At 43.8% G+C, this 13671-nt stretch carries 11 protein-coding genes and 1 pseudogene; 5 read left to right on the top strand and 7 right to left on the bottom strand.

The features are described from left to right. The first annotated feature begins 53 nt into the window (after positions 1-53). The 3 genes from psaB to B1A85_RS03140 all read left to right on the top strand — a co-directional run bounded on the left by psaB (position 54) and on the right by B1A85_RS03140 (position 4903). Positions 54-2267, top strand: coding sequence for a photosystem I core protein PsaB (psaB, locus tag B1A85_RS03150; protein ID WP_104545446.1), 2214 nt, complete (start codon positions 54-56; stop codon positions 2265-2267). A gap of 156 nt (positions 2268-2423) precedes the next feature. Further along, complete coding sequence (locus tag B1A85_RS03145; RefSeq protein WP_104545445.1) at positions 2424-4172, top strand: ABC transporter ATP-binding protein; 1749 nt, start codon at positions 2424-2426, stop codon at positions 4170-4172. Positions 4173-4252: 80 nt separating this feature from the next. Then, positions 4253-4903 (top strand): HupE/UreJ family protein, encoded by a 651-nt coding sequence (locus B1A85_RS03140; RefSeq protein ID WP_104545444.1) that lies wholly within the window; start codon positions 4253-4255, stop codon positions 4901-4903. Positions 4904-5377: 474 nt separating this feature from the next. Here B1A85_RS03140 and B1A85_RS03135 read toward each other — a convergent pair whose 3' ends face one another. The 6 genes and pseudogenes from B1A85_RS03135 to B1A85_RS03110 form a co-directional block, all read right to left on the bottom strand. Then, a complete protein-coding gene (locus B1A85_RS03135) occupies positions 5378-5962 on the bottom strand; it encodes a hypothetical protein (RefSeq protein ID WP_104545443.1) in 585 nt (194 codons plus the stop codon). Further along, positions 5934-7175, bottom strand: coding sequence for a sulfite exporter TauE/SafE family protein (locus tag B1A85_RS03130; protein ID WP_104545442.1), 1242 nt, complete (start codon positions 7173-7175; stop codon positions 5934-5936). The genes B1A85_RS03135 and B1A85_RS03130 overlap by 29 nt, the downstream gene beginning before the upstream one ends. A gap of 150 nt (positions 7176-7325) precedes the next feature. Next, positions 7326-7805 carry a hypothetical protein gene (locus B1A85_RS03125; protein ID WP_104545441.1) on the bottom strand — a complete coding sequence of 160 codons (480 nt, stop codon included), beginning with the start codon at positions 7803-7805 and terminating at the stop codon, positions 7326-7328. A gap of 196 nt (positions 7806-8001) precedes the next feature. Continuing rightward, the gene (gene murD / locus B1A85_RS03120; protein WP_104545440.1) at positions 8002-9345 is read right to left on the bottom strand and encodes a UDP-N-acetylmuramoyl-L-alanine--D-glutamate ligase; all 1344 of its coding nucleotides are present in this window, start codon (positions 9343-9345) and stop codon (positions 8002-8004) included. Between the two features lie 51 nt (positions 9346-9396). Continuing rightward, positions 9397-10014, bottom strand: a complete 618-nt coding sequence (locus tag B1A85_RS03115) for a TenA family protein (protein ID WP_246841302.1) — start codon at positions 10012-10014, stop codon at positions 9397-9399. A gap of 143 nt (positions 10015-10157) precedes the next feature. Continuing rightward, positions 10158-10704: pseudogene (locus B1A85_RS03110) on the bottom strand (integron integrase); the annotation flags it as partial. A gap of 104 nt (positions 10705-10808) precedes the next feature. Here B1A85_RS03110 and B1A85_RS24250 point away from each other — a divergent pair. Then, positions 10809-10994: a type II toxin-antitoxin system HicB family antitoxin gene (locus B1A85_RS24250; protein ID WP_371681631.1), complete on the top strand. Its 186-nt coding sequence runs from the start codon at positions 10809-10811 to the stop codon at positions 10992-10994. A gap of 414 nt (positions 10995-11408) precedes the next feature. On the opposite strand, the gene B1A85_RS03090 is transcribed toward B1A85_RS24250, so the two are convergent. Then, the gene (locus B1A85_RS03090; protein WP_104545436.1) at positions 11409-12170 is read right to left on the bottom strand and encodes a pentapeptide repeat-containing protein; all 762 of its coding nucleotides are present in this window, start codon (positions 12168-12170) and stop codon (positions 11409-11411) included. A 368-nt stretch (positions 12171-12538) separates the two neighbouring features. On the opposite strand from B1A85_RS03090, the gene hemC reads away from it, so the two are divergent. Continuing rightward, complete coding sequence (gene hemC / locus B1A85_RS03085; protein ID WP_104545435.1) at positions 12539-13516, top strand: hydroxymethylbilane synthase; 978 nt, start codon at positions 12539-12541, stop codon at positions 13514-13516. Positions 13517-13671 lie beyond the last annotated feature (155 nt).

Here is a 13671-nt window from a genome sequence, read left to right as displayed (position 1 = left end):
CGTTTTAGTGCGATGTCAGCTGATGGCTTAAGGTCAGAGGATTCACTAAACCTATGGCAACAAAATTTCCAAAATTTAGCCAGGATCTCGCGCAGGACCCAACAACACGTCGCCTGTGGTACGGGATTGCCACAGCCCACGATTTTGAGACCCACGACGGGATGACCGAAGAGAATCTGTATCAGAAGCTCTTCGCAACCCACTTTGGTCACGTGGCGATCATTTTCTTGTGGACCTCCAGCCTCCTGTTCCACGTAGCCTGGCAAGGTAACTTCGAACAGTGGATTAAAGATCCATTAAATGTCCGTCCGATTGCCCACGCAATTTGGGACCCTCACTTTGGTAAAGCCGCAGTTGATGCGTTTACGCAAGCAGGTGCGACATACCCCGTTAACATTGCTTACTCTGGTGTTTACCATTGGTGGTACACCATTGGCATGCGGACAAACAATGACTTATACAGCGGTGCAGTATTTCTCTTGATACTTGCTGGTGTCTTTTTGTTCGCTGGCTGGTTGCACCTCCAACCCAAGTTCCGTCCTAGCTTATCTTGGTTTAAGAGCGCCGAGCCACGCCTCAACCACCACTTAGCAGGTTTGTTTGGTGTTAGCTCGCTTGCTTGGACAGGTCACTTGGTTCACGTTGCGATTCCTGAATCGCGCGGACAGCACGTTGGTTGGGATAACTTCTTAACAACACTTCCTCACCCAGAGGGCTTAAGACCATTCTTTACAGGAAACTGGGGCGTTTACGCCGCTAATCCTGACACAGCTAATCATGTTTTCGGTACATCACAAGGCGCAGGAACCGCGATTCTCACTTTCTTAGGTGGCTTCCATCCGCAAACGCAGTCGCTATGGCTGACGGATATGGCACACCACCACCTAGCGATCGCAGTATTGTTCATCATCGCTGGTCATATGTACCGGACAAACTTCGGAATTGGTCACAGCATCAAAGAAATGCTTAATGCCAAGAATTTCTTTGGCACCAAAACCGAAGGTCAGTTCAACCTGCCACACCAAGGGTTGTACGACACAATTAACAACTCGCTACACTTCCAGTTGTCCTTGGCACTGGCTGCACTGGGAACTATCACTTCCTTGGTAGCCCAGCACATGTATGCGCTGCCACCGTATGCGTTCATGGGTCAAGATTTCACTACCCAAGCTGCGCTGTACACTCATCACCAATACATTGCTGTATTTCTAATGGTAGGTGCGTTTGCGCACGCAGGTATTTTCTGGGTACGTGACTACGATGCGGAACAAAACAAAGGCAACGTTCTTGACCGCGTACTACAGCATAAAGAAGCGATCATCTCGCACTTAAGCTGGGTATCACTATTCCTAGGTTTCCACACCCTAGGTTTATACGTCCACAACGACGTAGTAGTTGCCTTCGGCACACCTGAGAAGCAGATTTTGATTGAGCCAGTATTCGCTCAATTTATCCAAGCTTCGCACGGTAAAGTGCTATACGGCTTGAACACATTGCTATCTAACCCAGATAGCGTTGCTTCTACCGCTGGTGCTGCATGGCTACCAGGCTGGTTGGATGCAATCAACAATGGTACTAATTCGTTATTCTTAACGATTGGACCTGGTGACTTCTTAGTTCACCATGCGTTTGCACTAGGGATTCACACCACAGTTCTCGTTCTGGTTAAAGGTGCTTTGGACGCTCGCGGTTCTAAGCTCATGCCAGACAAGAAAGACTTTGGTTATGCATTTCCTTGCGATGGTCCAGGTCGCGGCGGTACTTGTGACATCTCAGCTTGGGATGCCTTCTACCTCGCTTTGTTCTGGGCACTAAATACAGTAGGTTGGGTAACTTTCTACTGGCACTGGAAACATCTAGGTATTTGGCAAGGCAACGTTGCACAGTTTAACGAGTCTTCTACATACCTCATGGGCTGGCTGCGCGATTACCTGTGGTTGTATTCAGCACAGTTGATTAATGGTTACAACCCATACGGTATGAACAACTTGTCAGTTTGGGCTTGGATGTTCTTATTCGGACACCTCGTTTGGGCAACCGGCTTCATGTTCTTGATCTCTTGGAGAGGCTACTGGCAAGAGTTAATTGAAACTCTCGTCTGGGCACACGAACGGACTCCTCTCGCAAGCTTGGTTCGTTGGAAAGACAAGCCAGTTGCTATGTCCATCGTTCAAGGTCGTTTAGTTGGTTTAGCTCACTTCACTGTTGGCTATGTTCTGACGTACGCAGCGTTTGTCATTGCCTCAACGGCTGGTAAGTTTGGTTAACTAGCTGTTTAAAAGATTTAGTTCGATTCCCCCACCGTGGTTGTGGGGGATTTTTTGCTTTTATAAAACTATCACTCTAACTTTGAGTCCCGATTTCTGACCTCCGACCTCTTATTTATGCTAGTTCTAGAAAAAGAAAGTTATTTATAAGCTTTAATGGCAAATTCTCGGCTCGCTCAACTTAGTTCTTATCTGCGTCCTCACTGGCGAACTTGTACAGTAGGAATTTTAGCTTTATTGATTGTTAATGCTTTAGGTGTTTATATTCCACTACTGATTCGTAATATCATTGACACGCTTCAAGTTACATTCAGTTTTGGGCAAGTTGTTCAATACGTCATACTCATTTTTATACTGAGTTCCGTCATGTGGGTTATCCGCATGATTTCGCGAGTGGCGCTATTTGGTGTAGGACGCCAAGTTGAGTTTGACCTGAAACAGAAGATTTTTGAACATTTATTAAGGCTTGAGCCATCCTATTTTGCTGCGAATACTGCGGGCGATCTGATTAACCGAGCAACAAGTGATGTCGATAATATTCGACGACTACTAGGATTTGCTGTTTTGAGTATCGCGAATACGATATTTGCTTATGCTTTAACACTTCCCGTCATGCTCGCAATTAGCGTGCAACTCACGCTAGCAGCGATCGCAGTTTACCCACTCATGATGTTTCTGGTGCAATCGTTTAGCGATCGCCTGCGCAAAGAACAACAACAGGTGCAAGAAGAACTCTCTACAGTCAGCGAACTGATTCAAGAAGACATGAGTGGCATTGCCCTGATCAAAATTTACGCACAGGAAGAAAACGAACGTCGTGCTTTTCGCCACAAAAATCAGCAGTTACTTAATGCAAATCTAAAATTAGCCAAGACACGCAATACTTTATTTCCACTTGTCAGTGGGCTTGCCTATGTTAGCTTACTCACTCTCTTGTGGCTAGGTTCAGGACAGTTGATTGCTGGTACTCTTTCTGTCGGTGATTTTATTGCTCTAATACTCTACGTCGAGCGGCTTGTCTTTCCAACCGCACTATTAGGATTTACAATCACAGCTTATCAACGTGGGGAAGTCAGTATCGATCGCATCGAGTCAATTTTGACTGTATCGCCAAAAATTCAAGATTCTGACAAGGCTATCTCGATTGCCAAAGACCAAGTCCGAGGTGAGATAATCGCAAGAAACTTAAGCTTTACTTATCCTGGATCTACAGAACCAGCTTTAAAAAAAGTTAGTTTCAAGATTACCCCAGGAGAGACAGTCGCAATCGTAGGACCAATTGGTGCAGGCAAATCAACATTAGCAAATGCTATCCCTCGTCTTTTAGATATTGAACCAGGACAACTTTTTTTGGATGGCAATGATATTACTCAAATAAAATTACACGACTTGCGCAGTGCGATCGCTTACGTTCCCCAAGACAGTTTCTTATTCAGTACCACAATCAAAAATAATATCCGCTATGGCGATCCTTTAAGCGAACAAACCGAAGTCGAATATAGTGCAAAACAAGCACAAATTCATGCAGAAATTCTCAATTTCCCTCAACAATACAAAACCATAGTCGGCGAACGCGGTATTACACTCTCTGGGGGACAACGACAGCGTACTGCTCTAGCAAGGGCTTTATTAGTCGATGCACCCGTACTAATTCTCGATGATGCTTTATCCAGCGTAGACAATCAAACTGCAACCGAAATTCTGAATAACCTTTCGCAGGGAACACAACGCAAAACGGTTGTTTTTATTTCGCACCAAATGTCTGCTGCTGCAACCGCCGACCGCATTTTTGTGATGGATCGAGGTCAAATAGTGCAAACAGGGACACACGCAGAACTTGTGCAACAGCCAGGACTATACCGTACACTGTGGAATCAGCATCAAATGAAAGAATTACTGCAATAAAGCTTTTCAAAACTAAATTCGTGCCTTTCGCAAACAGTGATAGAATGATTTCCCTATTAAATTCAGTTGGGGAAAACTGTATGTCCATTAAGCATTTCGCACCATTTCGGCGACTGAATCCTCTTATTTTGAGTGCTACTTTAGGAATTTTATTTTTGAGTAATGCACCACAAGCTTTAGCACATCACGCTACAGGAGGCGAAACACCAACGAATTTTGTTGAGGGATTTCTTTCAGGGTTAGCGCATCCGGTGATTGGGTTAGATCATTTGGCATTTGTTATTGCCATTGGTTTGATCGCCGCAGGTCAAGTAAACGGTACTATCATTCCAGCAGGATTTGTTTTAGCCGCACTTGTCGGAACTGGAATTCATTTACTCAATTTTGACCTACCAGCAGCGGAAATTGCGATCGCACTATCGGTAGTCACCTTCGGAGTGATGCTAGCAATTCCGCATAAACCTAATTGGATTATTTTGACTTGCTTAGGTGCGATCGCGGGTTTATTTCACGGCTACGCTTACGGAGAAGCAATCATCGGCGCAGGAATGATGCCTTTAGTTGCCTACTTACTGGGGTTTAGCTTAATTCAGTATGGTATAGCAATATTAGCGCGTGCGATAGGTAATTTGATCGTTTACAAAACACCAAATCGACAAATCATGCGACTTTGTGGGTTAGCGATTGGCGCAATTGGCATTGTTTTTCTGACCAATTTACTGTTTGCGTAACAACACGAGTATTGCTGGCGAATTGCAGATGATAGTTATTAAACTTGCTATTGATAAAAGATCGCCTAAAAAATTTCTCAAAACTTAAACTTGAATAATACAAAGAACTATTCTGGATATCATCCCTTGTGAGGTGACATACAGAATTTTTTTGTATGACCAACAAATAAGAAGCAGTACAGCAGTTAAAAGGATGCTTAGGACATGATAAAAGAGCAATTCTATTACTATGGCTTGCTTTTAACCCTAACCTCTGAACCATAGGTCTGCGAAGCGTCTTCTGATCTCTGACTGCTGTTACATAGAGTAAACACAGAAGTTCAAATATTCCGGAATACTAACTTCATGCTTGATTTTGATGTCAGTGATAGTGACGTCATAAATCGAGTAATTCTGGATAGTTGAATGCGAGATTAAGAGTATTAAACCGAGTCAAGAATTCATGGATGGAGAGGTTGCTCTGCTACTTTCTAATTAATGTGATTTTCTTACCCTTAGTCGCCATAGTGCCAAGATCAGCGCCAAAATAACAAACGTTGATGCGATCGCTGGTATTAACCATTGATTTTCTCTTGGCTGTGGCTGTGAGGGTGACTGCGCTACAGTTGGTGATGGCGATGGCGCAACTCCTGGTGCAACATTCACTTCATAACTTAATTCAAAAGGTTGAAAACTTCCTGCAACTCTGGGAGAACCAGTAAACTGCAATCGATATGCACCAGGTTGTGGAAAAACAATTTCAGCAGCAGGAATATTTTGATAGCGTTCTGCTGAGATGGGTTTTAAAGGTGGTTCTAATAACGGCTGAGATGACGATGATCCTGAATAAACGGCTAACTTGCAATCGCACTCAGATAAAGGAATAATTTGTCCTCCTTTGCGAGTCAGCGCAAACCAAGTTAGTGAAGTTTCCCCAGCACGTGGATTATCATTCGGTTCGATGTGTAAAGTAGCACCGACATTTGCAGCAGTTTGAACTTTGTGCGCGAAAACAGGTGATGCGATCGCCAGCGTTACGACTACACCCAAATTACCGATCGTGACGTAGCGGGGGAGCATAAAACTTCTCCAATGATAATATTGACCAAAACCAACGCGATCGCACCAACAAGACTCCTAGTGTCAGCAAGCTCAAACCGATGACAAACAAATAATTACGCCACGTCTGTTGTAGAGTTCCTAAATAATGCGAACCAATCAACACCACATGAATTGCACACAAAACTAAAGCTGGAACACTTAACAAGTGAAGTTGTCGCCAATGCTTACCCAAAGCTTTTTGCCAACGATCAAAACTCGTAAAAGCGGCTGGAGTCATTAACCCTAAAGCCGTTGTTCCACAAGCGATCGCAATTTGATGTTGCGGCAACATAAAAAATACAGCTTCCCAATTCCAACCCAAGGTATGCTGAATCGCGTGACCAACATGAACAAGCGCCAACACAAACGCCCCCACCCCCAACGTGCGACGATATTTTAATGGTTGCGCCCACACACGCCGAATCGGACGCGCAATCAGTGCAAGCATCAAGCACAACAATGCACCATGACCTGTAACATAAATTAACCCGTGTCCATCCCCCGTCCGCACCAGTGTCAATACGCCGATAAAAATCGTTAACCAACCTGCTAAACGATACAACTGACTGCGCCGATTTGTACCCACAACAGCAGTCGAGACACCCACACCCAACATCGTCGGTGCTGTTCCTAAACCAAAAGCAAATAAGATAGCCGCGCCACGCCAAAGACTTCCAGTTTCCGCAGCTTTAATTTGTGCCGCATACAAAAAACCCCATGGCATTAAACCCCAAACTATTCCTAAAGCGGCTGGTGTCCACCATTTAGTATGCAACGATAACCTTACCATTGCAGCACTTAAGCGATTGTGCAAACTACCCTGAGACAACGGATGCAGAAACGGAAGACGAGGCAAAAATTGAGGTTTGACTTGAACAATACCAAACCAAATCAGCATCAAACCCGTCAAAATGGCAATACCCTGGCGTAGCCAACTACCATCCCCCGCCATTTGTCCGCCAGCAATTAAGACAGAACCTAAAGCCCCAATTCCAGCACCTACTAAGGTATAACTAAATAATCTCCCCAAATTTAGTAAGAGATGAAATACAAATTGTTGCTGCCAAAGAGGAGAAGTCTGCTGCTGCGTCAGTGATAACGAAAACGCTGTTGTCAACGGAACACACATTCCTACGCAGTGTCCAAAACTCCCTAGAAATCCTAGAGTTATCATTAACAACAGGTCAATCATCTAATAAACTTCTTGCATAAATATTGAATAGCCTTTTTTGTCTTCCAATTTTGAGGGACAAGCTCTTCAAAAACAATATACCTCTTACCGTAGTGACCTTTACGCCTTATTGGTTCATTAACCTTATAAATTCACGTTCCTAATAAAAATTTACTGATTATTTGAAACAACATTCACAACTTCAGTATCAGAAATTCTTTGTCCATTATGAGTTAAAGCCATATGGTTATTGGTATTTAAACTTACTGTAATCTCGTTTCTTCCTGCTGGCAAATTTTCTAAATAGTACCAAGAACTATACAGACGCGTCAGCTTTTGATTATTAATATAAATATGTCCGTGACCTTCACCAGGTACATGTGCCGTATTCACTCTTTCTGGTGCAAATCTAAAGTTAGTTACTTTGACTTCCAGATTATATCCCTTCATTGTATCTTTATGTACTACCAAATCAATTGTTGGCACAGCTTGACCTGAAGGAATTTCTAGTACTTTATCGTGGTTATCCGAGTGATTATGGTTAGCAGGATTATGAGATAAAATATTTTGCTTTTGGAGTACTTCTAGGTTGTTAGTAACACTTGTAATTCCAATTAATGCAGTGACTGCTATCAAAAATTTAGGAAACATTTTACTGACAAGCTTAATTCTACCAAACTAAACATGTTTTTAATTTTATACCAACTTTTTTGCTTTGAATTCTGTCAATAAAAAATTGAACAAATCAAGTATTATTGAGCATAATTTATCCAAATGTTGGTACTATCTCAACACTTATAATTATTTATTGAATTTGTCAAAAGACAAGCTGTCATAGTTGATAGTGCTAAATTAGAGCAAGACAAAGTTCGCGAAAGCGATCGCCTCTTTGTTCAAAATTTTGAAATTGGTCAAAACTTGCACACGCAGGTGACAGTAACACGACACGCGCATTCATTTGTGGTGCTAATTCAGCAGCTCTGAAGACAGCCCTTTCCATTGTCTCGACGATTTCGTAGTGAGCGTATCCCACATTTTCCAATCGCTGAGCAAAACGAGGTGCAGCGTCGCCAATCAGTAAAACAGCCGCAGCTTTTTCTTGAATTGTTTGCAGCCAACGCGTATCATCACCCGCTTTCGCTTCACCTCCAGCAATTAAAATCGCAGGGCTAGCTACCGCCGATAAACCGACTTGCGCCGCATCATAATTAGTTGCTTTACTGTCATTAATAAAATCAACTCCAGCAATTGTGCAAATGTGTTCCAAACGATGCGGAACACCAGGAAAATTAGTAACAGCTTGGGCGATCGCTTCTTTATCAATTCCTGCTAGCCGCGCTGCGGTTACCGCCATCAAGAGGTTTTGATGGTTGTGTTCTCCCACCATGCGTAACGCTGAGACTTCCACAATGCGATCGCCTTGAAACACAACCCAACCATCTTCTAAGTAAGTTCCTTCAGTCTTTCCAATTAAATGTGCCTTTCCTTTAACACTCGTCCAATACGCATCTGTCCAATCTGCACCGACTTCTCTCAAGTATGCATCATCACCGTTAAACACTTGCAACTCACTTTGACGCAAAAGACGCGCTTTGATGTTGTAGTAATTCTCTAAAGTGTAATGACGGCTGAGGTGATCCGGTGTAAAAGTTGTCCAAACGCCAATGCGAGGCGCGATTGAAGACGAAGACTCAATTTGATAACTGCTAATCTCTGCAACTACCCAGTCAAGTGATTTAGCTGATTCTAAAGCTAATTCACACGCCGCATAACCGATATTGCCACACGCGGGAGCATTCCAGCCTGCGGCTTGAAAGATCGCTGCAGTTAATGCTGTCGTTGTTGTTTTACCATTTGTCCCTGTAACAGCTACCCAAGGATGCGATCGCAAATTACGCCAAGCTAATTCCATTTCGCCAATTGTTTCAATACCTCGCGCGCGCGCTGCAATTAATGCTGGAATATCCCAAGGAACCCCAGGGCTAACAACCACAAGTTGAGTAGAATCATCAGCATCGGGATGCCAAGAATAACCGAGTTTAATCGTAATTCCTTCACTTTCTAGTCGCGGTTGTTCTGGCGAAGCAGCAGAACTGCGATCGCTTAGTGTTACCTCCCAACCTTGCCTTTTTAACAATCGTGCAGCGGCAATACCGGATTTTCCTAATCCGATGACATGAGCATTCGGCATAAATTGAACGGTAATCGTAACTCAAGCTTTATCTTACAGTTTCTGTTGCGCTCATTCTTCCCATGCGGCTTGAAAAAAATCACGTTCGCACAACATTGCATAGCGATACGTTGATTGTGCCAGAGGTGTCATGTTGGTATAGCGATCGCACAAACTTTCTAACTGCATCGCCAGTTGCTTAAACTCAGAACTACTATAGGTTCGAATCCATTCACTATAAGAATGTTCAGCAATGCCATTTTGCGCTAGCTGCTGTCCTAAAAAACCATATAAAACCATACAAGGCGACATCGCCACCGCAGTTAACCCAACATCACTACCCCAAGCAGTCGCAAGTAAAAAATCTGTATAACGCCGCGTTGCAGGTTGTGGTTCTACATTGCGCAAGTCAACATCCCAAGCCTTTGCATAACTTTCGTGCAACCGCAGTTCTTCTAACACGCCATTGGCTAGATTATGAAAAATACTAAATCCTTCCCAATCTGGTGCTTTCGCTGCTGCAATACTATAAGCACGGGCAAAAGCTTCCAAGAAAAAAGCATCTTGTCCTACATAAAATGCAAATTTATGTCGCGCCAGCGTACCGTTCCCAATCCCTTGAACAAAAGGATGTTCCAGACAAGCTTGAGCTAAATCTTGATTTGCTTGCCACAATTGAGCAGATATCATCAGAAATATCAGGTAGTAAACGTAAGATGCATTTATAAATAAAAGCTTAATTCAATTAGCACTCTATCTGCGTAGGCTCAAGATCAGAATGTCGGTAATATGGGTTCCACATCACCATGGTGTCAATTGACACGTTTATCGCTTTAACTATCAAGCGGACTTTGCACGCCCCGTCTAGCCCGATTCAAAACGTGCGTGTAAATCTTTGTCGTCTTCACATCCTTATGCCCTAAAAGCTCCTGCACTGTGCGAATGTCATACCCTGATTGCAAAAGATGTGTTGCAATGTGGCGAAAGGTGTGACAAGTCACTCGTTTCTCTATCCTTGCTAATTTCACAGCCTCCCGAACTGCTCGTTGAACTCCGGTTTCATGCAGGTGATGCCGTCGTATTACACCACTGCGCGGGTCTTGTGATAGGCGATCAGCAGGAAACACATACTGCCAAATCCAAGCCGCGGTCAGCGTGAGGGTACTTGCGCTCCAAGGCAAACGGAAGATAAACTGAGCCATAACCGCGATCGCGGTCTTGCTGGTGTAATTGCCGTACAGTCTGAAGATGCGTTCGTAGCGATTCTATCACGCGGTTCGGTAACATCATCACCCGATCTTTGCCCTTCGTATCCCGAATCACTAATTGCTGTTGAGCGAAATCAATGTCTTTAACTCGCAGCTGCAACCCCTCACTTAATCCAGGAAGGACGTATCGCTCTGAGCATAAATCAGTTTGAGCCGATCGCCCAAGTACTCGTAGGCAAATGAAAGCCTTACACTTGGGTAGTAGAGTGCCCCAGTATTCCTGGGTATGTGAGTCAAGGTCAGACTAAACAAGAAGCCCTTGAAAATATCAAAGATGCGATCGCTGCGTGTCTACAGGTTCGTGCAGAACGTAGAATGCCACTGATTAAGTTTGCAGAAGATTGGGACAGTCCAGAAATGAGCATCTACAACAACTATGACGCAGCCAAAGCTAACCATTAGGCGCAACGATGTTGTTCTAGTGCTCTGTCCATCTGACTTGGTTATTCAGGCAGATGACTTGCAAACAGGTTTGCCTCAAGTATTGTCGTGCTGATCCCTACTCACATGGTACGAGCAGGGCATTCAAGTCGAGTCACTATGCTTTTAAGTTCTACAGAAAGGCAACAATTAGGGCTGCTAACAAATTTGGTAGTCATAAGCTGACAACTTAGTGACAATCATACTCTCTGCTGTTCAACATGTCATTGGTTCATTACCAGCAACAAAGGTTGATGAAGCGTTGAGACATATCTTCGGATTGTAGGAAGAGTAATATAATATAGCAATTCAAATTCAGCAGACGGCTTGAAAGCCTTTGGTACTAAGTTAAAGTTTGCTAACTGTCGATGATTGAGGTCATTATCTAACAAACTCTTAAAATAAGAATCTTAATAAAACTGAACCTACTGCACCTAAGAAGTTCATAAAATTTGGTTTACTTTTTGGTACAGATTCACTTGGGGGGTTTTCTAGTTCGTTAATAAAGATTTGCGCGGTTTGTAACCCATCGTTATTAGCTTGCGCCAAAAAAAGTTTTTCGGCTTGTTTCGCATCCTGAAGCGCACCAGGGCGATCGAAAAGTTGATAACGCGCGACACCGCGTGCTAGATACGCTGCAGCATAGTCAGGCTTGATACTTAATGCCTGATTGAAATAAGCGATCGCACCTTGCGGATCGCCTTTTTTACCTTGCACGACACCCCAACCATAAAAATCTTCCGCATTTCCGATTTGAGGTGGTATCCCTACTGCACCCTGCAAATTAGCACCACCCAACTGCGCACCAGTTAAATTAGCGTTGACTAAAAAAGTATCTCGCAAGTCAGCCGCACTCAAATCCGAACCACTTAAAATCGCACCACTCAAGTTTGCCCCAAACAAACTTGCACCCATCAGGTTCGCACCCACAAGGTTGGCACCACTTAGATTAGCACGGCTGAGATTCGCCCCACTTAGATTGGCACCACTTAGATTAGCACCTGCTAGATTCGCCAAAACTAAACCAGCACCACTCAAATTACAGTTTTGACACTCTTTCGTTGCTAGAAGTTGTTGAATTTGCTCGGTGTTAGCCGATGCTGGAGGTACGACAGAAATTGCGAGCAGTGTAGTAATGGCTATAGAAGAAGCTTTCATTAAGATAGGGTAGCAAAGAACAACTGAGCAGCTTAAGCGTTATCAAAGCAATAACTGTGAGTATTTTCCTAAGCTTAATGTATCAGTTAAAAAATTGCTGTAAAAACCGTGCAAACGCGGACATAGAGGCGATAAATTGATAGCCGTCGTCCAGTATTTTTACTTATATTAATACCTATATCTTATTGACAAGGAAGCGAGTAGGACACAGTGAAGAGAGAGCATTGCAAATTACAAATTACGAATTACGAGTTAATATTGCTTTTCGAGGTCAACCACTGCGGTAGTCTAGATCAAGTGATTTAATTTGTGCTACTCCAACGCAATCCGCTGTTAGACATTTAAATTTTGAATTTCAAACTGCTTATATGTCCCCTAATGCTTCTCCCACTGCTTCAACTTCGACTCGTACAATCCGCATCGGTTCGCGTAAAAGTCAACTGGCGCTAGTACAAACTTACTGGGTGCAAGAGCAACTGCAAAAAGCTTTTCCCGACCGCACCTTTGAAGTTCACACAATGTCGACACAGGGCGACAAAATTTTGGATGTTGCCCTCGCTAAGATTGGTGACAAAGGGCTATTTACCAAAGAACTCGAAGTTGGAATGCAAAGCCATGAAATCGACTTTGCCGTCCATTCGCTCAAAGACTTACCGACAAACTTACCGGAAGGGTTAATTTTGGGAGTTGTAACCGAACGCGAAGATCCCGCTGATGCATTAGTCGTACATGAAAAGCATAAAGATAAACAAATTGATACATTACCCGCAGGCGCCGTTGTTGGTACATCCTCTTTACGGCGCTTAGCACAGTTACGCCATCATTTCCCACATCTAACTTTTAAGGATATCCGCGGCAACTTGAATACACGTTTAGCCAAACTTGATGCTGGCGAATACGATGCAATTATCTTAGCCGTAGCGGGTTTACAACGCTTAGGAATGGGCGATCGCATTCACCAAGTTTTACCAGCAGAAGTCTCACTACACGCCGTCGGACAAGGTGCGTTGGGTATTGAATGTCGCGCTGACGATACCGAGGTGCTGTCATTGATCAAAGCAATCGAACACGCACCCACACGCGATCGCACTTTAGCCGAGCGCGCTTTTCTCCGTTCTCTTGAAGGCGGTTGTCAAGTACCCATCGGTGTTAATACTCAACTCGAAGGCGACACTTTGACACTAACAGGTATAGTTGCAAGTGTAGACGGTACAAAGTTCGTGAAAGACACCGTTACTGGTAGCGCTAGTAATGCCGAACAACTAGGAATTGAACTTGCCCAACGATTGCGTCAACAAGGCGCACAAGAGATTCTAGAAGAAATCTTTCAAACTGTGCAACGCTAATGAAAAAGCAGGGAGCAGAGGAGCCTGCGCCGTGTGGGGGTTCTCCCGTTGAGGCGACTGGCGCGAGCAGAGGGGCAGAGGAAGGATACTGTTTTCTATATGACTCACCCCTTACCCCTCACCTCTTACATTTATTACCTTTGCCCGCTATCATG

This window comes from Chroococcidiopsis sp. TS-821 (genome assembly GCF_002939305.1).
GTDB lineage: Bacteria > Cyanobacteriota > Cyanobacteriia > Cyanobacteriales > Chroococcidiopsidaceae > Chroogloeocystis.
The sequence above is the reverse complement of the archived record's forward strand: the minus strand, read 5'-3'. Positions and strand labels throughout refer to the sequence as shown.